The organism is Streptomyces sp. L500 (assembly GCF_054551825.1).
The window spans coordinates 80,052-105,636 of record NZ_JBTOLC010000002.1 but is presented as its reverse complement, the minus strand read 5'-3'; the positions used below and the strand labels follow the sequence as shown (position 1 = coordinate 105,636).

The window sequence follows — 25,585 nt, the reverse complement described above, 5'->3', positions numbered from 1 at the left end:
ACCGCCGCCGGACCGGGGTAGGCCATGGCCATGGCAGCGCCCGAAGCGTTACGCGAAGAGACGACGACACCTGCCCCCGAGCCCTATCTGGGCCCCGCCGAACGCCATCCCCGGCAGCCGCTCGTTCCGCTCGCGCTCTCCCCGGGCGCCGTCGAGCTGACCGGTCCCGTGTTCGGCGCGGCCGACGTGAGCCCGCTGGACGCCGATCTGACGCGGCAGCACCCCGGTGAGCCGATCGGCGAGCGCATCACGGTCTCCGGCCGGGTCGTGGACGGCCGGGGGCGCCCCGTGCGGGGTCAGCTGGTGGAGGTGTGGCAGGCCAACGCCGCCGGCCGCTACACCCACCGGCTCGACCGCCACCCGGCGCCGCTCGACCCGAACTTCACCGGCACCGGCCGCTGCCTGACCGACGACGAGGGCCGCTACCGCTTCACCACGATCCGGCCCGGCGCCTATCCGGTCTTCCCGGACGCGAACGTCTGGCGTCCGCCGCACATCCACTTCTCGCTCTTCGGCACGGCCTTCACCCAGCGACTGGTCACCCAGATGTACTTCCCCGGCGACCCGCTCCTCGCCCACGACGGCGTCTGGCACGCCGTCACCGACCCCGCCGCCCGGCGACGGCTGGTCGCCGCCTACGACCCCGGGCTGAACGACGCGGCGGCGTCCACGCTCGGCTACCGCTGGGACATCGTCCTGGACGGGCCCGCCGCCGTCCCGTCCGGGGAGGGCCGCCACTGATGTCGTCGTCGCACGCCACGCCGTCCCAGACGATCGGGCCCTACTACGGCACGGCCCTGCCCTTCCCGGGCGGCCCCGACGCGGCCCCCGCCGGCCACCCCGACGCGATCACCGTCCACGGCCGGGTCCTCGACGGCGAGGGGGTTCCGGTGGCGGACGCGCTCCTGGAGTTCTGGCAGGCCGCCCCGGACGGCTCCCTCACCGGTTCCCCCGGCAGCCTCCGCCGCGACGGGGCGCGCTTCACGGGCTTCGCCCGCGTACCGACGGGCGGCGACGGCCACTACGCGCTGCGCACGCTGCCGCCGCCGGAGGGGGCGCCGTATCTGGCACTGTGCGTGTTCGTACGGGGGCTGTCGCGGCACCTGTTCACGCGGGTGTACTTCCGGCTGCCGGCCGGAGACCCGCTGTTGGCGGCGCTGCCGCCAGGGCGGCGGGACACGCTGCTGGCCGCACCCGACCCGGGCGGGCATCGCACGTACCGCTTCGACGTGCGGCTGCGGGGGGAGGGGGAGACGGTGTTTCTTTCCCCTACCCGCCCCTTCCCGTAACCGGGGGCAAGCCCCCGGACCCCCGGACGCGGCTGCGCGCGCGGAGCGCGGCTAGCGTGCCGTGCGCTCGTGCACGTACTCGACCACGCGCGTCAGCGCGTCCGGGTCCGTCGTGGGCATGACGCCGTGCCCGAGGTTGAAGACATGGCCCTCAAGGCCCCGCGCCGCGGCCAGCACCTCGTCCGTCTTCGCCTCGACCGCCTCGCGCGGAGCGAAGAGCACCGTCGGGTCCAGGTTGCCCTGGAGCGCCTTGCCGGGGCCCACCCGTCGCGCGGCCTCGTCCAGCGGGACGCGCCAGTCGACGCCGACGACGTCCGCGCCGGCCTCGCCCATCAGGCCGAGCAGCTCGCCCGTGCCCACGCCGAAGTGGATGCGCGGCACGCCGTAGCCGGCGACGGCGTCGAAGACCTTGCGGGAGGCGGGCATGACGTAGCGCCGGTAGTCGGCGGGGGCGAGGGCGCCCGCCCAGGAGTCGAAGAGCTGGATCGCGCTCGCGCCGGCCTCGATCTGGACGCGCAGGAAGGCGGCGGTGATGACGGCGAGGCGGTCGACGAGGTCGGCCCACAGCTGCGGGTCGCCGTACATCATGGCCTTGGTGTTCTCGTACGTCCGCGACGGGCCGCCCTCGATGAGGTAGCTGGCCAGGGTGAAGGGCGCGCCGGCGAAGCCGATGAGGGGCGTGGTGCCCAGCTCGGCGGTGAGCATGCCGATGGCCTCGGTGACGTAGGGGACGTCGGAGGGGTCCAGGGCGCGCAGCCGCTCCAGGTCGGCGCGGGTGCGGACGGGCTCGGCGACGACCGGGCCGACGCCGGGCTTGATGTCGAGGTCGACGCCGATGGCCTTGAGCGGCACCACGATGTCGCTGAAGAAGATCGCGGCGTCGACGCCGTGGCGGCGCACGGGCTGCAGGGTGATCTCGGTGACGAGCTCGGGCCGCATGCAGGACTCGAGCATGGGGATGCCCTCGCGCACCTTGCGGTACTCGGGGAGCGAGCGGCCCGCCTGCCGCATGAACCACACGGGGGTGTGGGGCACGGGCTCACGGCGGCACGCCTTCAGGAACGCCGAATCGTGTGCCGCGGTGCGGCCGGTCTGCTGCTCGCTGCGCTCGCTCATGCCCCAAATCTTCGCACGGGCCGAACGAGTGACCCGCCCGTGTGGGTGTCCCTACCCGGAACAGCGCGTCCTTCCGCCTAGTCTTCCGGGCATGGCTGCGGCGCAGGGACACCTCTCGGACGGTCCGGACGACGCGGATGGGGAGGGCACCCCGTCCGTCTTCCGGCAGGCGGTCGCGGGGTTGCAGGGGGTACGCCTGCGGCCCGAGATCGAGCTGGACGCGACACCGCCGCCCCAGCGGCTCGCCCCGTACTCGTACGCGCTGGAGGCGGCGGTCGTCGTGGACGACCAGGAGCTGGCGGACGGGCGGCTGATCCTGCTGCACGACCCGGCGGGACACGACGCCTGGGGCGGCACGTTCCGGCTGGTGACGCTGGTGCACGCGGAGCTGGAGCCGGAGATGGCGGCGGACCCGCTGCTGCCGGAGGTGTGCTGGTCCTGGCTGACGGGGGCGCTGGAGGCGCGCCGGGTGCCGTACGCGGCGATCAGCGGCACGGTGACGCGCGCCGGCTCCCACTACTTCGGGGGGTTGCGGGAGCGGGAGCCGTCGACGCGGATCGAGATCCGGGCGTCGTGGTCGCCGGCCCCCGCGAAGGTTCCTGCGGGTGCCGAGCGGGGGGTGCCGGACACGGCGGCGCATCTGTCGGCGTGGTGCGACCTGCTGTGCCAGATCGCGGGGCTGCCGCCGGGGGGCGCGCCCGAGGCGGGGATCGTGACGCTGCCGCAGCGGCGGGGGCCGCACAGCAGCCGCTGACCCGGACGTCGGCAATAAGCGGTCGCCTTCTGTCGAAACCACCCTTGACCGGCGGTTTCCGGTCAAGGGTGGTGGGTGATCCGGTCATGATTCGGGCCGGGGAAGCAGTCGAATCGATCGGGCAATCGTCTCAATTGCCCGAATTGTTACTCACCAATTCGTGATCATTCCCTAAAGCCGGGCCCTTTCATTGCCGAAGGACCTTGTGACCCTTCCCATACGGATCGCCCCGGCTTATCCCCAAAGTCGGCACCCGTCCCGCCACTCCCCCCACTGGAGGCCTGGTGTCCGTTCTCCTCGAGCAACCCGCTAGCCTCGCCTACCGCCCGAACAAACCGACGGCCATGGTCGTCGTCGCCGACCCCCGGGTCCGCTCGACCGTCACCCGCCATCTGTGGGCGCTGGGCGTGCGCGACGTGATCGAGGCCTCGTCCATCGCGGAGGCCCGCCCCCGGATCGGCAACCCACGCGACATCTGCGTGGCCGACGTCCACCTGCCGGACGGATCCGGCCTGACCCTGCTCTCCGAGACCCGCGCCGCCGGCTGGCCCAACGGTCTGGCCCTGTCCGCCGCCGACGACATCGGCGCCGTGCGCAACGCCCTCGCGGGCGGCGTCAAAGGCTATGTCGTCACCGGCACCCGTACGAACCTCGGCATCCCCGGCCGCCCCGGGGCCGCCCCCATCGGCTCCGCCGCCGCCCGGATGCAGCGCCGGCCCCCCGGCGCCCCCGGCCACCCCGGTGGCTACCGCGAACTGTCCGGACGCGAGGTGGAGGTGCTGCGGCTGGTTGCGGAGGGCCAGTCCAACAAGGCCATCGGCGTCTCGATGGGGCTCTCGGCGCTCACCGTCAAGAGCCACCTCGCCCGGATCGCCCGCAAGCTCGGCACCGGGGACCGGGCCGGAATGGTGGCCGTGGCGCTGCGCACCGGCATCATCCACTGAGCGCCCCGCGAAATCCCCGCAGCGCCCGTCGCCGGAACGTTCCGGCGACGGGCGCTTGCCATACACAGATACCCTTGACCAGTGACCGACGCCCAAGAGACCGCAGAAGACACGACACTGCGAACCACCGGGGGCGGCCCCCCGGACGACGTCGATTCGGCGCCGATCCCCTTGCTGGAGCCACGCGAAGGCATGCCCCCGGTCGTCGCCGACGCCGACGCCCTGGCCCGGGTCGTCGCGGCCTTCGCCGCGGGCACCGGGCCCGTCGCCGTGGACGCCGAGCGGGCCTCCGGCTACCGCTACGGCCAGCGCGCCTACCTCGTCCAGCTGCGCCGCGAGGGCGCCGGCACGGCGCTGATCGACCCGGTCGGCTGCCCCGACCTGTCCGCCCTCGGCGAGGCCATCGGCGACGCCGAATGGGTGCTGCACGCCGCCACCCAGGACCTCCCGTGCCTGCGCGAGATAGGGATGACCCCGGCCCGGCTCTTCGACACCGAGCTGGCGGGCCGGCTCGCCGGCTTCGCCCGCGTCGGGCTCGGCGCGATGGTCGAGAACGTCCTCGGGTACGCCCTGGAGAAGGGCCACTCCGCCGTCGACTGGTCCACCCGCCCGCTGCCCGAGCCCTGGCTGCGCTACGCCGCGCTGGACGTGGAACTGCTCGTCGACCTCCGCGACGCCCTGGAGGAGGAGCTGTCCCGGCAGGGCAAGCTCGAGTGGGCCCAGGAGGAGTTCGACGCCATCGCCTCCGCCCCGCCCCCGCCGCCGCGCAAGGACCCCTGGCGGCGCACGTCCGGGATGCACAAGGTCCGCCGCCGCCGGCAGATGGCCGTGGTGCGCGAGCTGTGGACCACGCGCGACAACGTGGCCCAGCGGCGCGACGTCTCCCCCGGCAAGGTGCTCGGCGACGGCGCGATCATCGAGGCCGCGCTCAACATCCCGCCCAACGCCCACGCGCTCGCCGCGCTGCCCGGCTTCGGGCACCGGATGAGCCGCAAGCAGCTCGAGCAGTGGCAGTCCGCGATCGACCGGGCCAAGGCCATCCCGGACGCCGAGCTCCCGCAGCCCGGTCAGGCGCTGACCGGCCCGCCCCCGCCGCGCGCCTGGGCGGACAAGGACCCGCTGGCCGCGGCCCGGCTGGCCGCGGCGCGCACCGCGGTGTCCGAGATCGCCGAGCGGCTCACCATGCCGCAGGAGAACCTGATCACCCCGGACACGGTGCGCCGGCTGTGCTGGGAGCCGCCGAAGCACCCCACGGTGGACTCCGTCGCCGAGATCCTCACGGCCCACGGCGCCCGTGCCTGGCAGGTGGAGCAGGTGACACCGGCGCTGGTGAAGGCGCTGACGGAGGCCACGGCCTGACATCGCGCATCTCCTCCGGAAGGGCTGGATCCGTCCAGCCCTTCCGGCGTTTCCGGGCCAGGGTCCGGGGCGGAGCCCCGGCACGGAATGTGACCTTCGCCGCTCCCGCCCAGGGGTCTGGGCAGCGTGGTTACCCGCAAGTAGCATGACGGTTGTCAGCCCGCACCGCGGCGGAGCCGTCTCGGCATGCCCGCGCGCAGCGATCCGCACCTGGAGGAGAGCCAACGTGCCTCGTACCGCTAGGGACGTCGTCTTCGTCGACGGCGTCCGCACCCCGTTCGGCAAGGCGGGCCCGAAGGGCATCTACCACGAGACCCGCGCCGACGACCTGGTCGTCAAGTGCATCCGGGAGCTGCTGCGCCGCAACCCGGACCTCGACCCCGCCCGCATCGACGAGGTCGCCATCGCCGCGACCACGCAGATCGGCGACCAGGGGCTGACGCTCGGTCGTACGGCCGGCATCCTCGCGGGCCTCCCGCAGTCCGTGCCGGGCTACTCCATCGACCGTATGTGCGCCGGCGCGATGACCGCCGTGACCTCGGTCTCCGGCGGTGTCGCCCTCGGTGCCTACGACATCGCCCTCGCCGGCGGCGTCGAGCACATGGGCCGTCACCCCATGGGCGAGGGCGTCGACCCCAACCCCCGCTTCGTGTCGGAGAAGCTGGTCGACGAGTCGGCCCTCTTCATGGGCATGACGGCGGAGAACCTCCACGACCGCCTGCCGCACATCACCAAGCAGCGGGCCGACGAGTACGCGGTGCGCAGCCAGGAGAAGGCCGCCAAGGCGTACGCCGACGGCAAGATCCAGGCCGACCTGGTGCCGATCTCCGTCCGCCGCACGTCCCCCGAGGGCGGCGAGACGGGCTGGGGCCTGGCCACCGCCGACGAGCCGATGCGCCCGGGCACCACGCTGGCGAACCTGGCCGGCCTGAAGACCCCGTTCCGTCCGCACGGCCGCGTCACCGCGGGCAACGCCGCCGGTCTCAACGACGGCGCCACCGCCTCGCTGATCGCCGCCGAGGACGTGGCGCGCGAGCTGGGCCTGCCGGTCAAGATGCGTCTGGTCTCCTACGCCTTCGCCGGTGTGGAGCCCGAGGTCATGGGCATCGGCCCGGTCCCGGCCACCGAGAAGGCCCTGGCCAAGGCCGGTCTGACGATCGGTGACATCGGCCTGTTCGAGATCAACGAGGCCTTCGCCGTCCAGGTGCTCTCGCTCCTGGACCACTACGGCATCGCCGACGACGACCCGCGCGTCAACCAGTACGGCGGCGCCATCGCGTTCGGCCACCCGCTGGCCTCCTCCGGCGTCCGGCTGATGACTCAGCTGGCCCGCCAGTTCGAGGAGCAGCCGCACGTCCGCTACGGCATCACGTCGATGTGCGTGGGCTTCGGCATGGGCGGAACGGTCATCTGGGAGAACCCGCACTTCGACGGAGGCGACAAGTGAGCACCACCACTGAGCTCCTGAAGGGCGCGGCCGAGCTGTTCCCCGACGAGGTCGTGACCCAGGCGCACGTGCGCCACCTCGACCTCCCCGGCGCGGGGCGCTTCGCGCTCATCACGCTGGACAACGGCCTGGACCACACCAAGCCGACCACCTTCGGCCCGCAGTCCCTCGCCAACCTCGACAAGGCGATCGACCAGGTCGAGGCGGAGGCGAAGGCCGGTGAGATCGTCGGCGCCGGCATCACCGGCAAGCCGTTCATCTTCGCCGTCGGCGCCGACCTCAAGGGCGTCGAGCTGCTGAAGAAGCACGAGGAGGCCCTGGCCATCGGCAAGGGCGGCCACGACGTCTTCAAGCGGCTCTCGTCGCTGGCCGTGCCGACCTTCGCGTACTACAACGGCGCCGCGATGGGCGGCGGCGTCGAGGTCGGTCTCCACTGCACCTACCGCACGGTGTCCAAGGCGATCCCGGCCTTCTCGCTCCCCGAGGTCTTCCTCGGCCTGGTGCCCGGCTGGGGCGGCTGCGCCCTGCTGCCGAACCTCATCGGCGCGGACCGCGCGGTCTCGGTCATCATCGAGAACTCGCTGAACCAGAACAAGCAGCTGCGCGGCAAGCAGGTCTTCGACCTGGGCATCGCGGACGCCCTCTTCGACGGCGCGGACTTCCTGGAGCAGTCGCTCCTGTGGACGGCCTCGGTGCTGAAGGGCGAGACCGAGGTCGTCCGGCCCGAGGTCGACCGCGGCGAGGCCTGGGACCAGGCCATCGAGCGCGGTCGCGCCTTCGCCGACTCCAAGGTGCACGGCGCGGCCCCGGCCGCCTACCGGGCGCTGGAGATCATGGCCGCCGCCAAGAACGGCGACCTGCGCCAGGGCTTCGACGCCGAGGACCAGGCCCTCGCGGACCTGATCATGGGCGGCGAGCTGCGCAGCGGCATCTACGCCTTCAACCTGGTGCAGAAGCGCGGCAAGCGCCCCGTCGGCGCCCCGGACCGGTCGCTCGCGCGCCCGGTCAACAAGGTCGGTGTCGTGGGCGCCGGTCTGATGGCGTCCCAGCTGGCGCTGCTGTTCCTCCGCCGCCTGGAGGTGCCGGTCGTCCTGACCGACATCGACCAGGAGCGCGTGGACAAGGGTGTCGCCTACGTCCACGGCGAGATCGACAAGCTGCTCCTCAAGGGCCGCGTCAACCAGGACAAGGCCAACCGCCTGAAGGCCTCGGTGACCGGCTCGCTGGACAAGGCCGCCGCCTTCGGCGACGCGGACTTCGTCATCGAGGCCGTCTTCGAGGAGATGGGCGTCAAGCAGCAGGTGTTCGCCGAGCTCGAGGCGGTCGTGCCCGAGCACACGATCCTGGCGACCAACACCTCCTCCCTCTCGGTCACCGAGATGGCGTCGAAGCTGAAGCACCCCGAGCGGGTCGTCGGCTTCCACTTCTTCAACCCCGTCGCGATCCTTCCGCTGCTGGAGATCGTGCGCGGCGAGCGGACCGACGACGCGGCCCTGGCCACGGCGTTCGGTGTCGCCAAGAAGCTGAAGAAGACCGCGGTGCTGGTGAAGGACGCCCCGGCGTTCGTCGTCAACCGCATCCTGGTCCGCTTCATGGGCGAGATCCAGAACGTCATCGACGAGGGCACGCCGGTCGCGGTGGCGGAGAAGGCCGTCGAGCCGCTCGGTCTGCCGATGTCGCCGCTGGTGCTGCTGGAGCTGGTCGGCCCGGCGATCGGTCTCCACGTCTCCGAGACGCTGGCCGCCGCCTTCCCCGACCGCTTCAAGGTCTCGCCGAACCTGGCCGCCGTGGTCAAGGCCGGCAAGCGCGGCTTCTACGTCTACGACTCCGGCAAGCCGGAGCTGGACCCGGAGGTCGCCGCCCTTCTCGTGCAGGGCGACAGCGTCCTGACGGAGGAGCAGGTCCGGGCGCGCGTCCTGGACGCCATCGCCCAGGAGATCGGCCTGATGCTGGACGAGGGCGTCGTCGCCGAGGCGCAGGACATCGACCTGTGCCTGATCACCGGCGCCGGCTGGCCCTTCCACCTGGGCGGCGTCACGCCGTACCTGGACCGCGAGGGCGTCTCCGAGCGCGTCATCGGCCGCCGCTTCCTGCCCCAGGGCGTGGCGAGCGTTCCCGCGTAGCGTTACCCATCACCACCGGACGGGCTGGATTTATCCAGCCCGTCCGGCGTTTGAGGACCTCCCCCTACGCCCGCCCCGCACTCCATCGCCGGACGACCTCCGTCAACGCGCGCACCGCTTCCCCCATGAGCCCGTCATCGAACCGCACCGTCCGACTGTGCTCGACGTGGAGGAACGGCGCCCCCACCGCGTCCGCGTGGTCGCCCTCGACGTTCGTCCGGCCCTCCAGGCGGCCGCAGTAGCGCCGCCACACCTCGCACACCCTCAAGTTCTCGCGACCGAGCGCCGCCGAGAGCCGGCGCGCGGCCGGCAGGCCGGCATCGCCCTTGCCGGGCGAGACGACCACGTCGTGCTCGGGAAGGCTGGCGTCGGCGAAACCGTGCACCTGCACGGCCGGCAGCCGCCGGTCGGCGAGCACGGCCGCGACGGCGGCGAAGACGGAGTCCGCGCGATGGGCGACATCGGCGGCGTCCCCATCGGCGGAATCGGCCGCGTTGCGATGCGCGCCGGCGAGAATCAGCACTCCACCCGGCGCGCCCCGCAGCAAACCGATGCCCAGCTGTTCGGTGCGCTGATCCGCGCTGGGGTGCGGCACCTGTACGGACCAGCGCGCCGGCCCCTGGAGGTCGAGGTAGACGCGGCCCCAGCCCCGGGTGGTCTCGCCTTCCCGGGTGGCGTCGGCGATCTCGGCGTAGCGGCGGCCGTCCTGGCGGTCGGCGAGGGTGCGCAGGGCGTAGCCCGCCCCGGCCAGCGACCGTTCGGCGGCGGCGCGGTCGCCGTCGATGAGGAGGCGGACGCCGTCGGCGACGGCCCGCCGGTCGCTCGCGGCGGGGACGCGGTAGTGCCCGTTCTGGTTGATGCCGTCGGTGAAGCCCGTGATCCGCGCGCCGAGATCGACCGTGCCCGCCGCGGCCGACGGCCCGGTGTCCGGGGCGCCGGCGGCGCCCGGGCGGGCGCGGCCCGAGAGGTCGGCACAGCCGGTCAGCCCGGTGAGCGCCGTCAGCGTCAGCGTGCCGAGCAGCACGGATGCCAACAGCGGGGAGATTTCGGGCTTGAGCCTCATGGCGGTAAAAATACCCCGGTGAAACGCTTCCTCCGCCGCCGTATTCTGCTGGCCATGGTCCTGACGCTCCTCGCCGGAGGCTCGACGGCAGGGTATCTGTACGCCCGCGCGGAGCCGGGCGGGGTGGAGGCGTCGTTCACGCTGGCCGCCGGTGGCGACGTGCTCATCCACCCGGAGATCACCGAGCAGGCCGTCGAGGATGCGAAGGCGACGGGTCGTCCGGGGCCCGACTTCGGTGCCGTCATGGCCGGGATCAAGCCGGTCGTCGCCGGGGCGGACCTCGCGGTCTGCCACATGGAGACCGCGCTGGCCGACCCCGAGGGGCCCTTCCTCGGCTACCGGAAGTTCAGCGTCCCGCCGCAGATCGCCGGCACGCTCAAGGACCTCGGCTACGACACCTGCTCGACGGCCTCCAATCACACCCTCGACCACGGCCCCGAGGGCGTCCGGCGGACGCTGGACACCCTCGACGCGGCCGGGCTGCGGCACACCGGTTCGGCGCGCGACGCGCGGGAGGCCACCACGCCGCTCGTCCTGGACGTCAAGGGCGTGAAGGTGGCGCAGCTGTCGTACACGTACGGGCTGAACGACACGACCGTGCCGAAGGACAAGCCGTGGCTGGTCAACGTCACGGACGTGCGGCGGATGGCGGAGGACGAGAAGCGGGCGCGGGCGGCGGGCGCCGAGGTCGTCTTCGCGAGCCTCCACTGGGGGCGCGAGGGGCGGCCCGAGGTGAGCAGGACGCAGGCGCGGCTGGCCGAGCGGATCGCCGAGGAGACGGGCATCGATCTGGTCGTCGGCCATCACGCGCATGTGGTGCAGCCCTTCGAGAAGGTGGGGAGCACCTGGTTCGCCTACGGCCTGGGCAATCAGGTGGCCCGGCACGCGCAGCCGCTGGGCGTCACCGAGGAGGGCGTGATGGGCTGGTTCTCCTTCACCAAGCGGAAGGGCGCGTGGTCGGTGTCCGATGCCCGGTTCGTCCCGACCATGGTGGAGCTGGAGCCGAGGATCCGGCTGGTGGACGTGGGGGCGGCGCTGAAGAGCGGTGGCCTGACGGCGCAGCAGCGCTCGCGCTACCGGACGGCCTTCGAGCGGACCCGGGGCACGGTGCTCAACCGGGGTGCGGAGAAGGACGGTCTGCGTCCACTGACCGTCTCGGAATAGCGCCCGCGCAACGACCACCAAAAGGTCAAAGTCGATCATGTACAGACAAACGACTTGGTCGTTTCTTTAAAGTCTGCCTAGAATCCGGACGATTCACGCTTCGAAAACGCAGTGCGGCAGACAGTAGGGCCAGGACCTCTTGGTTCCGGTGAGCATGCCCCGCGCGCTCACCACCGAGAGGAAGACCGTTGTCCGCTTCGCGCGGCTCCCGTCGGCGCAGGACGCGCCGGCGTGCCGACATGCCCCTGCTGGGCGGCGCCCGCCCGCCGATCGCCGCCCTGCTGGCGCTGTTGCTGGCGGTGGCGGGTACGACGGCCCTGGTGCTGGGCGACCGCGACCGGGCACTCGTCGACCGGGCCGTGCTGACCTCCCAGCAGCATGTGGCCTAGGACGGCGCCCTGTCGCTGCGGGCCTCCCTCGACGAGAGCGTCACCGACATCGAGCGCGCGGCCGCCCAGTTCGGCGGGGACAGGGCGGGCGCCCCCGACGCCCTGATGGACCAGCTCGGCAAGGTCTACGGCAAGTGGCGCGGCACCGCCGTCGTCGACCCGGGCAGCGGCACCCTCCTCGCCGCGCGCGGCGAGAACATCCCCCTGGCGACCGTCCTCGGCGACAGGGCCGGGCAGCCGGGCGCGCGGAATCCCCAGGACCCCAAGGCCAAGGACCCCCAGGCCGGCGGCCCCGCCCCGCTCGGCCCGCAGCTGGTGCGGCTGCCCTCCGGCGAGACCCGGATGCTCGTCGTGGCCGCCCTGCGCGGCGAACGGCCCCGGCTGCTCGTCGCCTCCGGCACCCTCAACGTCCCCGGCATCTCCTCCGGCGAGGACCGCTCGCTGCTGGTCGTCGACTCCGCCGGTACGGTCCTGGCCAGCGACGGCCCGTCCGTCGCCCGCAAGACGTGGGCGAAGAGCGCCCGGAAGAAGGCCGCCGCCGAGTCCGCGAAGACCCCCGAACCCGGCGGCCACCCCGGCGCGAGCGGGCACCTCATGGGCACCGGGCGCGGTGACACCCGGATGGCCGTGGGCTACGCGGCCGCCGGGCGCGCCCCCGGCGAGAGCAGCCCCGCGGGCGGCCTCGGACTGTCGGTCGTCACCTCCGTCGAGATCACCGAGGACCCGTCCGCCGTGCGCACCCAGGCGTTCGGCCTGGTCGCCGCAGGCGTCCTGCTCGTCCTCGCCCTGATCGTGGGCTGGGTGCTGCTGACGACCGTCCAGCGGCCGCTGCTGCAGCTGTACCTGGAGAGCCGCCGGCTCGCCCGGGGCGAGCTCGACCGGCCCGTCCGCCGCTTCAAGGGCCGGGAGCCGGCCCGGGTCGGCGCCGCCCTGGAGAGCCTGCGCCGCCAGCTGCTCGGCGAGCGGCCCACGCGTTCCGGGCGGGCGCGCGGCGGCTTCGGCACCCGGGGCTCGGTGATCGTGTGCGCCGTGGTCCTGCTGGCCTGGGCCGCGCCGCTGCTGCTGCTCGTCAATCGCGCGGGCGGCACCGTGGCCGTGCCCCAGCAGCTGGTGGAGGACCAGCGCCGCCGTACCGACACCGCCTCCGACCGGGTGCGCAAGGCCCTCAACGAGGGCTGGGCCGACGTGGCCTCCGTGGCGCAGGTCATCGGCGCGGACGACCGCGAAGCGTCGGAGGCCGCCGACAGGGCCGTCCTGGAGAAGACGCTGCGCGAGCACGGCCGGTACCGCGCGGTCTACGTCGTCGACGGCGCGGGCAAGGTCCTCGCGCACGCCGGCGCCGCCGCACACCACCCGGCCGGCAAGGCGCCCCACGACGACTCCGTCGTCCAGCTGAACACCTCCGGCAAGGAGCCGTTGATCGCCGCCTACGCGGCCGTGCCCGGCGGCAAGGGCCGCGCGGTGGTCGGCGAGTACGACCCGCAGTTCCTCGTCTCGATGGTCACCCGGCCCGGCCTCGGCCAGGTCTGGCTGGTCGACAAGGCCCACCGGGTCGTCGCCGCCGACCGCGCCCACGGCTTCCGGGCCTTCACGAAGCTGCCCTCGGGCCATCTCGACGACCTCGCGGTCACCGCCGCGAAGCACCCCGGCAAGACCTCCGGCACCGCCGTCCTCCACCGCGGCGGGGGCGCCTCCGACCTCGCGGCCGCCGCGCCCTTCACCGGCGGCGGCGCGGTCAAGGACCTCGGCTGGCAGGTCGTCAGCTCCCAGCCGACGTCCTGGCTGGAGCTCCCCGAGTACCGCGCCCAGCGGCGCACCATGCTCGCCGGGCTCCTCGGGGTGACCGCCGCCGTGGCCTGCCTGGGCTGGCTGCACATCATCGTCATCCGCCCGCTGCGCGCTCTCGCCGACCGGGCGGAGGCGCTGGCCGGCGGCGACCGCAGGACGGTGCTGTTCCCCCAGCACCACGACGAGACGGGCGCGGTCGTCCGCAACCTCGAACTGATCCGGCAGCAGCTGGCGCGCCCCTCCGGAAGGACCTGACGCGTGCTCTTCCTCTATACGGTCCTGGTGATCTGCTGTGCGGTCCTCCTGGTCGCGGGCGTGATCGAGCAGCGCCGGCACTTCACCAACCTCGACGCGATCCCCACCCGGGTGCTGATCAACGGCATCCGGGGGAAGAGCTCCATCACCCGGCTGTGCGCGGGCGCGCTGCGCGGCGGCGGGCTGGTCACGGTCGCCAAGACCACCGGCACCGCGGCCCGCTTCATCCACCCGGACGCCACCGAGGAGCCCGTCTACCGCAAGTTCGGCATCGCCAACGTCGTCGAGCAGATCGGCATCGTGCGCCGGGCCGCCGCCTACCGCCCGCACGCCCTGGTCATCGAGTGCATGGCCGTGATGCCGGCCCTGCAGGAGGTCAACCAGACCAAGCTGATCCGCTCCACCATCGGTGTGCTGTGCAACGTCCGCGAGGACCACCTCGCCGAGATGGGCCCGACGCTGGACGACGTGGCCCGCTCCCTGAGCCGGTCCATGCCGGTCGGCGGCGTCTGCGTCACCGCCGAGCGCGACCGGCTGCACATCCTGCGCGAGGAGGCCGCCAGGCGCGACTGCCGGCTGATCGCCGTGGACCCGGAGACGGTCACCGACGAGGAGCTGCGCGGCTTCAGCTGGTTCACGTTCAAGGAGAACGTCGCCATCGCGCTCGCCGTCGCCGAGCTCCTCGGCGTCGACCGGGCCACCGCCCTGCGGGGCATGTACGACGCGCCGCCGGACCCCGGTGTGCTGTCCGTGGAGCGCTACCGCACCCCCGAGGGCGTGCCGTTCCGCTTCGCGAACGTCTTCGCGGCCAACGACCCCGAGTCGACGCTGATGAACGTCGAGCAGCTGCTGGGCCTCGGCGCCGTCGAACGCCCCCTCCACGTCCTCATCAATTGCCGTCCGGACCGCGTCGAGCGCAACGGCCAGATGGGGGAGCTGATCCCCCGGCTCGCCCCGGAGTCGGTCTTCCTGATCGGCCACCCGACGAAGAGCGCCGCCGACGCGATCCCCGCCGAGTGGCGCTCACGGATCGTCGACCTGGGCGGCGACCGCCGCGACCCGGCCGAACTGGAGCGGGAGATCCTGGGCCGGCTCGGCCCCGGCGCCTCGCTCATCGCCATCGGCAACATCCACGGCCAGGGCGAACTGCTGCTGGAACGCCTGGCGGAGCTGCCGACGGACGAACCGGCGCAGCCGCGGCAGCCGGAACAACCCCCGGTGTATGTCCCGACGTACATAGAGCACACAGGAGACTTCCGTTGATCCCCGCCGTCCTCACTCCCGAGATCGCCGCCATCGGGATCGCGCTGGGGCTGCTGTTCTCGCTGGTCTGCTACCTCACCACCAACCTCTCCCCCGGCGGCATGATCACCCCCGGCTGGCTGGCCCTGACCCTGGTCGAGGACCTCCAGCGCGCCGCGATGGTCGTCGGCATCACCGTGCTGACCTACCTGGGCACGCTGCTGCTCCAGCGCCACGTCATCCTCTACGGCAAGCGGCTCTTCGCCGCCGTCGTCCTGACCGGCGTGGTGCTCCAGGCGACGCTCCACATCGTCCTCCAGCAGCAGTTCCCCCTGATGTACGCGAACCAGACCCTGGGCTTCATCGTCCCCGGCCTGATCGCCTATCAGCTGGTCCGCCAGCCGCGCGGCGCGACCCTGCTGGCGACCGCGACGGTGTCGCTCGCCAACTACGTCGTCCTGACCGCCGGGATCCTGCTCGGCTTCATGCCCACTGTCTGACCACGGAGCTCACGCACATGTCCCGGAAACTGGAACGGAAGCGCGGCACCCGCCGCAAGGGCGGCGGCCCCGGCGGCAAGCGCACCTTGCACGCCCTGGTTCTCGCGGGCCTGCTCGGCGGCAGCGCCTACCTCACGGTGGAGCTGCGCGACCGGCAGGACGACCCGGCCCCGCCGGTACGCACCCTCGGCGGCCCCGCCGCCAAGTCCGCCGGCAGGACGGTCACCGGCGAGCGCCGCTTCGAACGCCTCGCCGCCCCGGCCCGTACGGTCGTGCGCTCCGCCGACGGCTCGGTCCTCGCCACCTTCACCGACAACGCCCGCACCGCCGTGCTCACCGGCCCCAGCCGGACGTTCACCGAGCCCAACTTCACGTCGGCGAAGGTCACCACCGACAGCTGGGTGCGGCTGCTGCCGGAGAAGTGGAAGGAGGGCGCGGAGAAGGCCCCCTGGTTCAAGGAGTGGTTCGCCACCCAGCTCGGCAGCCAGGAGCCGGACATCTTCGCGTTCTCCATGGACTACCTCGACGGCGCCCCGCAGAAGAAGGACGCCCACGGCGTCCCGTACGCGGGCGACGCCCAGTTCGGCCCGCTGAACCCCAACGGCTCCGAGGCCGGGGACCTGCGCCTGGAGCAGTCCGACTTCTACGACTACCTGGGCATCCCCTACACGTTCCGCGACGGCACGGCGGAGAAGCCCGAGGCGCAGCGCTTCCGCGCGATGGACTGCTCCGGGTTCGTCCGCACGGTCTTCGGCTACCGGGCCCGCTATCCCCTGCTGGGCAAGGACGTCAAGGGCGACGGCCTCCCGCGCACGGCCAACGGCATGGCCCGCCTCGCCCCGGGCGTGCCGGTGCTGGAGCTGACGAACAAGCGCCCGGCGGCCATCGACAAGCTCCAGCCGGGCGACCTGGTCTTCTTCGACATCGACAAGCGCACCGGCGAACGTCTCGACCACGTCGGCATCTACATGGGTCTCGACACCGACGGCAAGCCCCGCTTCGTCTCCAGCCGCGAGGAGGCCAACGGCCCCACCTTCGGCGACAAGGGCGGCACGGCCCGCCTCGACGGCAACGGCTTCTACGCGACGGGCCTGCGCGGCGCGACGCGGCTGTAACCGGGGCTCCGCCCCGGACCCCGGTCCTCAAACGCCGGACGGGCTGATCAGCCCGTCCGGCGTTTGAGGACACCGGGCGAAGCCCGGTCCGGGGTTCGAGGGGGCGAAGCCCCTTCGGAAACGGTGAAAGGGCGGGGCCGGGGCAGAACTACGCCCGCGCCCACGGCCCGAGCTCGAGCTCCGGCCCGTCACCGCGCTGCCGCGCGACCCGCAGGCTCCCGTCCGGGCCGATGACGGCCACAACCACGCGGCCCGCCGCATCCACCGCCAGCGCCGGCGCTCCCACGCACTCCTCGCCAGTCTGCGACCAGGACGCGTCGTCCCCGTCGTACACCGCCACCGCCACACGCCCGGAGTCCGCCCGCTGGGCCAGCACCGTGCGCTCGCGCCCGCCGAGCACCGTGCGCAGCGCGGCCACCGGCCCGCTGCCGTCGCCGCCCAGGGAGGCCAGCGCGACGGGCGAACCCTCACCGCTGCGCGCGTGGAGCACTGAGTCACCCTCGGTGCGCCAGAAGTGCGTGACGCTCCCTTCCCCGCCCGGCACGGACGAGAGGGACTCCGGCAGGGACTTCACCGCCGTGTCCGGCATCCGCTTCAGCGGCCCGCCGGGCTCCTCCTGGCGCCACCGCAGGACGTGGTCCGGCGCGGGCACGACGAGCTCGACGTGCCCGTCGGCGGAGACGGCCGCGGACCCCGACTCGACGACCTTGCTGCCCGCGAGGTCCAGCCAGGGGCCCCAGATGCCCCGGGCGTCCTGGCGCCGGCCGCTGACGCCGCGTCCGGCGTTGCGGAAGTAGAGGTGGAGGCCGACGCCGTCGGCGGCGGCCACGGGGAAGCCGATCCGTCCGGCCTTCTCCCAGTCGGCGCCGTGGGGCGTGCCGATGCTCCGCCACTGCGTCAGGGCGCGGCCCGACTGGAACTGGGTGGCGTAGACCACGTCGGTCTCGGCCCGGCCGTCCTCGTGCGGACGGCGGCGGAGCCCGGCGAGGTAGACATAGCCCTCGGGGCTGCGGGCTATGGAGAGGTACGGCTCCAGCCCCGGCACGTCCAGCCGCTGGGGCCCCGTCCATTCGCCTTCGCCGGGGCGGCCCTCGGTCCAGCGGAGGAGACCGCCCGAGACCGGGGCGTAGGCCGTCAGCCGGCCGTCGTTACCCCGCAGCAACCAGCCGGTGGTGGTGGCCGTGCGCACTGCCATGACTCGCTGACCAGCCTCTCTTGGAAAACCTTTATCGATTTTGTCGATCCTCGACATTAACACTGCGGATTCCGCCCGCTGACGGCGTGCGAAGCTGTCGCCATGACCGCACGGGCCCCGGAAAACCCCGAAACCCCTGATTCCGCTCTTCTTGTCGTGGACGCCGCCAACGTCGTCGGTTCGGTGCCGGACGGCTGGTGGCGCGACCGGCGCGGAGCGGCCGAGCGGCTGCGGGACCTGCTGGCGGAATACGCGCGGGAGGGGCTGCCGCAAGGGGCCGTGGAGCCTCCGCCGCTGACCCCTCCACAGATCGTGCTGGTGGTGGAGGGCGCCGCGCGCGGCACCGCGCCGGTGCCCGGGGTGGGCGTCGAGGCGGCCGACGGCAGCGGGGACGACCGGATCGTGGAGCTGGTCGCCGCGCGGGCGCCGGGGCGGCGCTGTGTGGTCGTCACGGCGGACCGGGAACTGCGCGAGCGGGTGCGGGCGCTGGGCGCCGAGGTGGTGGGGCCGCGGGCGGTGCGCCCGTAGTCCGCGGCCCCCGGCTCGGCGACGGGCCCTGGTCAGACCGTGGGCGGCCCGCTCCGCTGCGCCTGATTCACCCGGCTCATCCTCCTCCCGTAGACGAAGTAGACGACGACGCCGATGACCATCCACACGGCGAACCGCACCCACGTCTCCGCCGGCAGGTTGAGCATCAGCCACAGCGACGCGAGCACCGACAGCACGGGGACGTAGGGCACGAACGGGGTGCGGAAGGCGCGCGGCAGGTCGGGGCGGGTGCGGCGCAGGACGACGACGCCCAGCGCGACGACGACGAAGGCGAACAGCGTGCCGATGTTGACGAGTTCGGCGAGGACGTCGATCGAGGTGAAGCCCGCGACGACCGCGACGACGACGCCCAGGAGGATCGTGGAGCGGTAGGGCGTGCCGAAGCGGGGGTGGACGGTCGAGAAGAAGCGGGGCAGGAGCCCGTCGCGGCTCATGGCGAAGAACACCCGGCTCTGCCCGAGGAGCAGGATCATGCAGACGGAGGTGAGGCCGACGGCCGCGCCGAAGCTGATCAGCCCGGCCCAGAAGGGGTGCCCGGCGTCCTTGAAGGCGTCGGCGAGCGGCGCCTTCGTGGACAGCTTGTCGTACTTCTGCATGCCGGTGACGACGATGGACACGGCCACGTAGAGCACGGTGCAGATGAGGAGGGAGCCGAGGATGCCGCGCGGCAGGTCGCGCTGGGGGTTGCGGGTCTCCTCGGCGGCGGTGGCCACGATGTCGAAGCCGATGAAGGCGAAGAACACCACGGCGGCGGCCGAGAAGATGCCCATGACGCCGAAGTTGGACGGGGTGAAGCCGAACATCAGCTGGACGAGCGGGGCGGCGAGCCCGTTGCCGCCCTCGGTGCCCTTCGACGGCGGGATGAAGGGCTGGTAGTTGGAGCCGCTGATGAAGAAGGCGCCCACGATGATGACGATGAGGACCACGGTCACCTTCACGCCGACCACGATCGCCGTCACCCGCGAGGACAGCTTCATCCCGGCGACCAGAATGGCCGTCAGCACCAGGACGAGGACGGCGGCGAGGAGGTCGAAGCCGAAGGCGCCGTTATGGGCGCCGGTCAGCGGCCCCGGCAGGTGCCAGCCGGCGTTGGCCAGCAGCGACTGGATGTAGCCGGACCAGCCGACGGCCACCACGGCGCAGCCCAGCGCCAGCTCCAGGATCAGGTCCCAGCCGATGATCCACGCGGGGAGCTCGCCGAGCGTGGCGTACGAGAAGGTGTACGCGGACCCGGCCACCGGCACGGTGGAGGCGAACTCGGCGTAGCACAGCGCCGCGAGCCCGCAGACGATGCCGGCGAGGACGAAGGCGAGGGCCACGGCGGGCCCGGCGTTCTCCTTGGCGACCTTTCCGGTGAGGACGAAGATGCCGGTGCCGATGACGACGCCGACGCCGAACACGGTGAGGTCGAGGGCCGACAGGTCCCTCCGGAGGCTGTGTTCCGGCTCCTCCGTGTCCTGGATGGACTGCTCCACCGTCTTGGTCCGGAACATCCCGCTTCTGCCGCGGTCGCTCCGGACGGGCCGCTCTGCGCTCATCGGCTCACCTCCACCTGCTCGGCGTCGCTCGCCCTGCCCGAACTGGGCGAGTGTCCGCGATGATCGGGGTGTGACACGGGCGGCCACAGCCACCCACCCCCAGGATTCACCCGATGGAGGACAGGCGCATCCATGCGGAAGGGCCGACCGGACCACCCGTGAGGGTGGTGCGGCCGGCCCTTCGGCTCGGTGACGGTCCCGTCAGTCGCGGACGGCCTCGGCGGTCTCGGCGGCGTCGACGGCCTCGGTGACCTCGGCGGCCTTCACCGTCTCCGCGGCCTCCATGGTCTCGTCGGCACCTTCGAGGCGCCCGTCGAGCTTGGCGACGAGGCCGGTGACCTGGCGGGCGATGTCGGGCGCGGTGAGCCCGATCTCCGCCATGACCTCCTTGCGGGAGGCGTGGTCGAGGAAGCGCGGCGGGATGCCGAAGTCGCGCAGCGGCAGGTCCACGCCGGCGTCGCGCAGCGCCTGCGCGACCGCCGAGCCGACGCCGCCGACGCGGCCGTTGTCCTCGACGGTGACGACGACGCGGTGCTCGGCGGCCAGGCCCGGCAGGGCCTCGTCGACGGGCTTGACCCAGCGCGGGTCGACGACGGTGGTGGAGATGCCCTGCTTGTCGAGGAGGTCGGCGATCTCCAGGCACATCGGGGCGAGCGCGCCGACGGAGACGAGGAGGACGTCCGGCTTCTCGGTGGCGTCGGCGGGGCGGCGCAGCACGTCCATGCCGCCGATGCGGCAGACGGCCTCGACGGCCGGGCCGACGGTGCCCTTGGAGTAGCGGACGACGGTGGGGGCGTCCTTGACCTCGACGGCCTCGCGCAGCTGGGCGCGGACCTGGTCGGCGTCGCGCGGGGCGGCGATCCGCAGCCCGGGGACGACCTGGAGGATGGACATGTCCCACATGCCGTTGTGGGAGGCGCCGTCGTCGCCGGTGACGCCGGCCCGGTCCAGGACGAACGTCACGCCGCACTTGTGGAGGGCGACGTCCATCAGGACCTGGTCGAAGGCGCGGTTGAGGAAGGTCGCGTAGACGGCGAAGACCGGGTGGAGGCCGCCGGTGGCCAGGCCCGCCGCCGAGGTGGCGGCGTGCTGCTCGGCGATGCCGACGTCGTAGACGCGCTCGGGGAAGGCCTTGGCGAACTTGCCGAGGCCGACGGGCTGCATCATCGCGGCGGTGATGGCCACGATGTCCTCCCGCTCCTGGCCGAGCTTGACCATCTCGTCGGCGAAGACGGAGGTCCAGCTGGCGCCGCCGGAGGAGACGGGCAGGCCGGTGTCGGGGTGGATGGCGCCGATGCCGTGGAAGCGGTCCGCCTCGTTCTGCTCGGCGTGCTTGTAGCCGCGGCCCTTCTGGGTGAGGCAGTGCACGAGGACGGGGCCGCCGAAGCGCTTGGCGCGCTGCAGGGCGGACTCCAGGGCCTCGATGTCGTGGCCGTCGATCGGGCCGACGTACTTCAGGCCGAGGTCCTCGAACATGCCCTGCGGGGCGATGAAGTCCTTCAGGCCCTTCTTGGCGCCGTGGAGCGTCTCGTAGAGGGGCTTGCCGACGACGGGGGTGCGCTCCAGCAGGTCCTTGCCGCGGGCGAGGAAGCGCTCGTAGCCGTCGGTGGTGCGCAGGGTGGCCAGGTGGTTGGCGAGGCCGCCGATGGTGGGCTCGTAGGAGCGCTCGTTGTCGTTGACGACGATGACGAGCGGGCGGTCCTTGGCGACGGCGATGTTGTTCAGCGCCTCCCAGGCCATGCCGCCGGTGAGGGCGCCGTCACCGATGACGGCGACGACGTGGTCCTTCTTGCCGAGGACCTGGTTGGCCTTGGCGAGGCCGTCGGCCCAGCCGAGGACCGTCGAGGCGTGGCTGTTCTCGATCACGTCGTGCTCGGACTCGGCGCGCGAGGGGTAGCCGGACAGGCCGTCCTTGGCGCGGAGCCGCGAGAAGTCCTGGCGGCCGGTGAGCAGCTTGTGGACGTACGCCTGGTGCCCGGTGTCGAAGAGGATCTTGTCCCTGGGCGAGTCGAAGACCCGGTGCATGGCGATGGTCAGCTCGACGACGCCGAGGTTGGGCCCGAGGTGCCCGCCGGTCTTGGAGACGGCGTCGACGAGGAAGGTGCGGATCTCCGCGGCCAGCCGGTCGAGCTGCTCCGGGGTGAGCCGGTCCAGATCGCGCGGTTCCCTGATGCGGGTCAGCAGCGCCACCCGTGCCTCCTTGTTCGAGCTGTCGAGCCTTGTCGAGCTCGCCGGTCCGTCGAGTCTAATGTTCCGCCCCTGGTCCGCTCACAACGGTGGTGAACGGGTGATGCGAGCTATCTCACGCGTTCGGCGGAGCGAGATCACACAGCCTATGAAAGGCCGGACGGACGCGCACGGCGAGGGGCCCGGACCGGCCACCCGGTCCGGGCCCCTCGGCCCGTGCGCACGGGTCCGCCCGCTATACCCGGCCGGCCGTCTTCTGGGTCCGGCGGGAGAGGGAGTCGATCACCACGGCGGCCAGCAGCACCGCGCCCGTGATCATGTACTGGACCGCCGAGGCGATGCCCAGCAGGGCCATGCCGGAGGCGATGGACTGGATCACCAGGACGCCCAGCAGCGCCGACCAGGTCGAGCCCCGGCCGCCGAAGAGGCTGGTGCCGCCGATGACGGCCGCCGCGATGGCGTTCATCAGCAGGCTGCCGGCGCCGGAGGACTGGTTGGCGGCGTTGATCTGGGAGGCCAGGAACATGCCGCCGAGCGCCGCCATCGTGCCGGAGAGCGCGAAGACCGAGATCCGTACGGCGGCGACGTTCACACCGGCCCTGCGGGCCGCCTCGACGCTGCCGCCGAGGGCGAAGACCTTGCGCCCGTAGGAGGTGCGGCGCAGCGCGAAGTCCAGCGCGACCACCACCCCGAGGAAGATCACCAGGGCCAGCGGCAGGCCCTTGTACTGGTTGAGGAGCCAGGCCACCGCGTAGGCGGGCACCGCCAGCGCGGCCGTGCGCAGCACGATCTCGCTGAGCGGCCGGCTGGGCACGCCGGCCGCCTCGCGCCGCTTGCTGTCGCGCCAGGAGGCCAGGAAGAACACCGCCACACCGAGCGTGGCCAGCCCGTAGGCGGCGGAGACGTCGGCGAAATAGTGATTGGTCAGCCCGGCGACCAGTCCGGAGTCGTCGAGGTTGATGGTGCCGTTGGAGCCGAGCACCTGCAGCATCAGCCCGTTCCAGCCGAGCAGGCCGGCCAGGGTGACGACGAAGGCGGGCACGCCGATCCGGGCGAAGAAGTAGCCGTGGAGCACCCCGGCGAGGGCCCCGGTGACCAGGGCGAGCACCAGGGCGAGCCACTCGGGCATGCCGTGGTGGACGTTGAGCACCGCGAAGACCGCGGCGGACAGGCCGCTGACCGAGCCCACCGACAGGTCGATCTCGCCGAGGATCAGCACGAAGACGATGCCGACCGCGATCAGGCCGGTGCCCGCGGCGGTGACGAACAGGTTGGAGAGGTTCTCGGCGCCCAGGAAGGCCGAATCCCGCAGCTGGAAGACCAGGGCGATGATGATCAGCCCGACCACCACGGGCAGCGAGCCCAGCTCGCCGCTGCGCAGCTTCCGGCGGAATTCGCTCCAGTAACCGGCGAAGCCCTCCTCGCGGACCAGCAGCCGGGGGTCGACGGGCGGGGCCGCGGCCCCGGCGGGCGGCGGGGTGTCCACCGGATCCTGCTTGGACAGATCGGCGGTCATGGCGCGCCCTCCCCTGCTGTGCGGGCCCTGCGGCGGGTGACAGCGTTGTCGGTCGCGCCGGTGATGGCCGAGATGATCTCCTCCTGGGAGGTGGACCGCACCTCGAAGGTGCCGTTGTTGCGGCCGAGACGCAGCACCGCGACGCGGTCGGCGACGGCCTTCACGTCCGCCATGTTGTGGCTGATGAGGATCACGCCCAGGCCGCGCTCGCGCAGCCGCTCGACCAGGTCGAGGACCTGGGCGGTCTGCTCCACGCCGAGGGCGGCGGTGGGCTCGTCGAGGATGACGACCTTGGGCTCGCCCAGCAGCGAGCGGGCGATGGCGACGGTCTGCCGCTGCCCGCCCGAGAGCGAGGCGATGGGGATCCGGACGCTGGGGATGCGGATGGACAGGGTGGCGAGGAGCTCCCGGGAGCGGCGTTCCATCTCGACCTCGTCCAGCACCCCGGCGCGGGCGATCTCCCGGCCGAGGAAGAGGTTGCCGACGACGTCGAGGTTGTCGCAGAGGGCGAGGTCCTGGTAGACGGTCGCGATGCCCAGTTCCTGGGCGGTGTGCGGCCGGTCCACGGTGACGGGCCGGCCCTCCCACTCGATGACGCCGTCGTCGGCCGGGCCGACGCCCGCGATGGTCTTGACCAGGGTGGACTTGCCGGCGCCGTTGTCGCCGACGAGGGCGACCACCTCGCCCGCGTGGATCTCCAGTTCCACGTCGGTGAGCGCCTGGACGGCCCCGAAGCGCTTGGAGATCCCGCGCAGCGCCAGCACGGGCGGTGCGGACATGTGCGTCATCTCCTTACTTCAGTCCGGCCGCGTCGCACTGCGCCTGGAACTTGTCGGTGCAGATCTCGGTCTTGGTGAAGAAGCCCTCCTGGCCGACGTACTTCCCGATGTCCGCCTTGGTGAGCGCGAAGGGGGTGACGATGACGGCGGGGATCTTCTTCTGGGTGCCGCTGTCGACGGTGGTCTTGGCGACGGCGGCGAGGTCCTTGCCCTGGGCGAGGGCCACGGCCAGCTCGGCGGCCGCGTCGGCCTCGGGCTTGTAGGGCTTGTAGACGCTCATGAACTGCTCGTCCGCGAGGATCCGCTGGACGGCCGAGAGCTCGGCGTCCTGGCCGGTGACCGGCGGGAGCTTGTCGAAGCCGGCGCTGCGCAGGGCCGTGATGATGCCGCCGGCCATGCCGTCGTTGGCGGAGTAGACGCCGACGATGTTGTCCTTGCCGAGGGAGGAGATGGCGCCCTTCATGTTCTCGTTGGCGTTCTCCGGCTTCCACTCCTTGGTGTCGTACTCCCTCCCGATCTTGACCTTGCCGTCGAGGACGGCGTGGGCGCCGTCCTTGTACATCTTGGCGTTGGGGTCGGTGATCGCGCCGTTCATCATCACGATCTGGCCCTTGGCGGCGTTGTCGCCGAGCTCCTTGAGCAGGGATTCGCCCTGGATCCGGCCGACGCGTTCATTGTCGACGGAGGTGTAGGCCTTGACCGGGCCCTCGGCGAGGCGGTCGTAGGCGACGACGGGAATTCCCTTGTCGTTGGCCTTCTTGACCGAGCTCGCTATCGACTTGGCGTCCACCGCGTCGACGATCAGCGCGTCGACCTTCTTGGTGATCATCGTGTCGACCTGCTGCTGCTGGACGGAGGCGTCCTGCTTGGCGTTGTCGTAGAGGACGACGGTGTCGGCGCCCGCGAGTTCCTTGAGCTTCTTCTCGATCAGCGGCCGGTCGAACCGCTCGTAGCGCGCGGTCTGGTTCTCCGGCAGCAGCAGACCGATGGTCAGCGGGCCCTTCTTGTCCTTCTTCGCGGTACCGCCGCCCGCTTCCTTGGCACTGCCGCAGGCCGCCAGCCCGGCGGTCATCGAGACGGCTGCCAAGGCCACGGCCGCGCGACGCAGATGAGCGTTCACTTGCAGTTACCTCCCTGACGAGGCCGCGCCGTTGCGGCCGAGGTGACCGGAAGTCAACTCGGCCGCCAAAGGAGCGTCAAGAAGTAAATTCTTAACGAGATGGCAACGATGCCATTCGTTATCTGTGTGAACTCAAGAGGTGACGCATTGCGG

The 25,585-nt window shown here is 72.3% G+C and carries 22 protein-coding genes; 14 read left to right on the top strand and 8 right to left on the bottom strand.

Features of this window, described 5'->3' with window-relative positions:
• Positions 1-30: 30 nt before the first annotated feature.
• Both pcaH and pcaG read left to right on the top strand, forming a co-directional pair.
• Complete coding sequence (gene pcaH / locus ACX9I7_RS03350; RefSeq protein ID WP_387571717.1) at positions 31-741, top strand: protocatechuate 3,4-dioxygenase subunit beta; 711 nt, start codon at positions 31-33, stop codon at positions 739-741.
• Positions 741-1,289 (top strand): protocatechuate 3,4-dioxygenase subunit alpha, encoded by a 549-nt coding sequence (pcaG, locus tag ACX9I7_RS03345; protein WP_387571720.1) that lies wholly within the window; start codon positions 741-743, stop codon positions 1,287-1,289. The genes pcaH and pcaG overlap by 1 nt, the downstream gene beginning before the upstream one ends.
• A gap of 51 nt (positions 1,290-1,340) precedes the next feature.
• Here the strand turns inward: pcaG and hemE are convergent, their stop codons facing one another.
• Positions 1,341-2,405 (bottom strand): uroporphyrinogen decarboxylase, encoded by a 1,065-nt coding sequence (gene hemE / locus ACX9I7_RS03340; RefSeq protein ID WP_459386439.1) that lies wholly within the window; start codon positions 2,403-2,405, stop codon positions 1,341-1,343.
• Between the two features lie 91 nt (positions 2,406-2,496).
• Here hemE and ACX9I7_RS03335 point away from each other — a divergent pair, with 91 nt between their 5' ends.
• The 5 genes from ACX9I7_RS03335 to ACX9I7_RS03315 all read left to right on the top strand — a co-directional run bounded on the left by ACX9I7_RS03335 (position 2,497) and on the right by ACX9I7_RS03315 (position 9,032).
• A complete protein-coding gene (locus ACX9I7_RS03335) occupies positions 2,497-3,159 on the top strand; it encodes a DUF3000 domain-containing protein (RefSeq protein WP_387571725.1) in 663 nt (220 codons plus the stop codon).
• A 284-nt stretch (positions 3,160-3,443) separates the two neighbouring features.
• Positions 3,444-4,103 (top strand): response regulator transcription factor, encoded by a 660-nt coding sequence (locus ACX9I7_RS03330; RefSeq protein ID WP_126916532.1) that lies wholly within the window; start codon positions 3,444-3,446, stop codon positions 4,101-4,103.
• A gap of 81 nt (positions 4,104-4,184) precedes the next feature.
• Positions 4,185-5,462, top strand: a complete 1,278-nt coding sequence (locus ACX9I7_RS03325; protein WP_387571728.1) for an HRDC domain-containing protein — start codon at positions 4,185-4,187, stop codon at positions 5,460-5,462.
• A 226-nt stretch (positions 5,463-5,688) separates the two neighbouring features.
• Positions 5,689-6,909, top strand: coding sequence for a thiolase family protein (locus tag ACX9I7_RS03320; RefSeq protein WP_358629493.1), 1,221 nt, complete (start codon positions 5,689-5,691; stop codon positions 6,907-6,909).
• Entirely contained in the window at positions 6,906-9,032 is a 2,127-nt protein-coding gene (locus ACX9I7_RS03315; RefSeq protein WP_387571731.1) for a 3-hydroxyacyl-CoA dehydrogenase NAD-binding domain-containing protein, read from the top strand. Before ACX9I7_RS03320 ends, ACX9I7_RS03315 begins: the two co-directional genes overlap by 4 nt.
• 64 nt (positions 9,033-9,096) lie before the next feature.
• Here ACX9I7_RS03315 and ACX9I7_RS03310 read toward each other — a convergent pair whose 3' ends face one another.
• A complete protein-coding gene (locus ACX9I7_RS03310) occupies positions 9,097-10,095 on the bottom strand; it encodes a hypothetical protein (protein ID WP_387571734.1) in 999 nt (332 codons plus the stop codon).
• A gap of 54 nt (positions 10,096-10,149) precedes the next feature.
• Between ACX9I7_RS03310 and ACX9I7_RS03305 the strand changes: the two genes are divergently transcribed.
• From ACX9I7_RS03305 to ACX9I7_RS03280, 6 genes are all read left to right on the top strand, one after another.
• A complete protein-coding gene (locus ACX9I7_RS03305) occupies positions 10,150-11,259 on the top strand; it encodes a CapA family protein (RefSeq protein WP_459386628.1) in 1,110 nt (369 codons plus the stop codon).
• Positions 11,260-11,447: 188 nt separating this feature from the next.
• Positions 11,448-11,648, top strand: a complete 201-nt coding sequence (locus ACX9I7_RS03300) for a hypothetical protein (protein ID WP_459386438.1) — start codon at positions 11,448-11,450, stop codon at positions 11,646-11,648.
• A 105-nt stretch (positions 11,649-11,753) separates the two neighbouring features.
• Positions 11,754-13,691 (top strand): HAMP domain-containing protein, encoded by a 1,938-nt coding sequence (locus tag ACX9I7_RS03295; protein WP_459386437.1) that lies wholly within the window; start codon positions 11,754-11,756, stop codon positions 13,689-13,691.
• A 3-nt stretch (positions 13,692-13,694) separates the two neighbouring features.
• Positions 13,695-14,954 carry a poly-gamma-glutamate synthase PgsB gene (gene pgsB, locus ACX9I7_RS03290; RefSeq protein ID WP_459386436.1) on the top strand — a complete coding sequence of 420 codons (1,260 nt, stop codon included), beginning with the start codon at positions 13,695-13,697 and terminating at the stop codon, positions 14,952-14,954.
• A complete protein-coding gene (locus tag ACX9I7_RS03285) occupies positions 14,951-15,433 on the top strand; it encodes a poly-gamma-glutamate biosynthesis protein PgsC/CapC (RefSeq protein WP_126916526.1) in 483 nt (160 codons plus the stop codon). The genes pgsB and ACX9I7_RS03285 overlap by 4 nt, the downstream gene beginning before the upstream one ends.
• Before the next feature lie 17 nt (positions 15,434-15,450).
• Positions 15,451-16,548 (top strand): C40 family peptidase, encoded by a 1,098-nt coding sequence (locus tag ACX9I7_RS03280; protein WP_459386435.1) that lies wholly within the window; start codon positions 15,451-15,453, stop codon positions 16,546-16,548.
• Positions 16,549-16,696: 148 nt separating this feature from the next.
• On the opposite strand, the gene ACX9I7_RS03275 is transcribed toward ACX9I7_RS03280, so the two are convergent.
• Positions 16,697-17,743 carry a PLL family lectin gene (locus ACX9I7_RS03275; RefSeq protein ID WP_459386434.1) on the bottom strand — a complete coding sequence of 349 codons (1,047 nt, stop codon included), beginning with the start codon at positions 17,741-17,743 and terminating at the stop codon, positions 16,697-16,699.
• A 102-nt stretch (positions 17,744-17,845) separates the two neighbouring features.
• Between ACX9I7_RS03275 and ACX9I7_RS03270 the strand changes: the two genes are divergently transcribed.
• The gene (locus ACX9I7_RS03270) at positions 17,846-18,271 is read left to right on the top strand and encodes an NTP pyrophosphohydrolase (protein ID WP_387571747.1); all 426 of its coding nucleotides are present in this window, start codon (positions 17,846-17,848) and stop codon (positions 18,269-18,271) included.
• A gap of 32 nt (positions 18,272-18,303) precedes the next feature.
• Here the strand turns inward: ACX9I7_RS03270 and ACX9I7_RS03265 are convergent, their stop codons facing one another.
• The 5 genes from ACX9I7_RS03265 to ACX9I7_RS03245 form a co-directional block, all read right to left on the bottom strand.
• Positions 18,304-19,830, bottom strand: coding sequence for an amino acid permease (locus tag ACX9I7_RS03265; RefSeq protein WP_387571750.1), 1,527 nt, complete (start codon positions 19,828-19,830; stop codon positions 18,304-18,306).
• Between the two features lie 201 nt (positions 19,831-20,031).
• Complete coding sequence (gene dxs / locus ACX9I7_RS03260) at positions 20,032-22,020, bottom strand: 1-deoxy-D-xylulose-5-phosphate synthase (protein ID WP_459386433.1); 1,989 nt, start codon at positions 22,018-22,020, stop codon at positions 20,032-20,034.
• A 232-nt stretch (positions 22,021-22,252) separates the two neighbouring features.
• Positions 22,253-23,533 (bottom strand): sugar ABC transporter permease, encoded by a 1,281-nt coding sequence (locus tag ACX9I7_RS03255; protein WP_387571755.1) that lies wholly within the window; start codon positions 23,531-23,533, stop codon positions 22,253-22,255.
• Positions 23,530-24,321, bottom strand: coding sequence for an ATP-binding cassette domain-containing protein (locus tag ACX9I7_RS03250; protein WP_189448909.1), 792 nt, complete (start codon positions 24,319-24,321; stop codon positions 23,530-23,532). The genes ACX9I7_RS03255 and ACX9I7_RS03250 overlap by 4 nt, the downstream gene beginning before the upstream one ends.
• Before the next feature lie 4 nt (positions 24,322-24,325).
• Positions 24,326-25,432, bottom strand: coding sequence for a substrate-binding domain-containing protein (locus ACX9I7_RS03245; RefSeq protein ID WP_459386432.1), 1,107 nt, complete (start codon positions 25,430-25,432; stop codon positions 24,326-24,328).
• Between the last annotated feature and the right edge of the window lie 153 nt (positions 25,433-25,585).

Coding starts and splice junctions, on each gene's coding strand:
- pcaH (WP_387571717.1), top strand. CDS start 31: ATGGCAGCGCCCGAAGCGTTACGCGAAGAGACGACGACACCTGCCCCC.
- pcaG (WP_387571720.1), top strand. CDS start 741: ATGTCGTCGTCGCACGCCACGCCGTCCCAGACGATCGGGCCCTACTAC.
- hemE (WP_459386439.1), bottom strand. CDS start 2,405: ATGAGCGAGCGCAGCGAGCAGCAGACCGGCCGCACCGCGGCACACGAT.
- ACX9I7_RS03335 (WP_387571725.1), top strand. CDS start 2,497: ATGGCTGCGGCGCAGGGACACCTCTCGGACGGTCCGGACGACGCGGAT.
- ACX9I7_RS03310 (WP_387571734.1), bottom strand. CDS start 10,095: ATGAGGCTCAAGCCCGAAATCTCCCCGCTGTTGGCATCCGTGCTGCTC.
- ACX9I7_RS03305 (WP_459386628.1), top strand. CDS start 10,150: ATGGTCCTGACGCTCCTCGCCGGAGGCTCGACGGCAGGGTATCTGTAC.
- ACX9I7_RS03295 (WP_459386437.1), top strand. CDS start 11,754: ATGGACCAGCTCGGCAAGGTCTACGGCAAGTGGCGCGGCACCGCCGTC.
- ACX9I7_RS03280 (WP_459386435.1), top strand. CDS start 15,451: ATGTCCCGGAAACTGGAACGGAAGCGCGGCACCCGCCGCAAGGGCGGC.
- ACX9I7_RS03275 (WP_459386434.1), bottom strand. CDS start 17,743: ATGGCAGTGCGCACGGCCACCACCACCGGCTGGTTGCTGCGGGGTAAC.
- ACX9I7_RS03270 (WP_387571747.1), top strand. CDS start 17,846: ATGACCGCACGGGCCCCGGAAAACCCCGAAACCCCTGATTCCGCTCTT.
- ACX9I7_RS03265 (WP_387571750.1), bottom strand. CDS start 19,830: ATGAGCGCAGAGCGGCCCGTCCGGAGCGACCGCGGCAGAAGCGGGATG.
- ACX9I7_RS03255 (WP_387571755.1), bottom strand. CDS start 23,533: ATGACCGCCGATCTGTCCAAGCAGGATCCGGTGGACACCCCGCCGCCC.
- ACX9I7_RS03250 (WP_189448909.1), bottom strand. CDS start 24,321: ATGACGCACATGTCCGCACCGCCCGTGCTGGCGCTGCGCGGGATCTCC.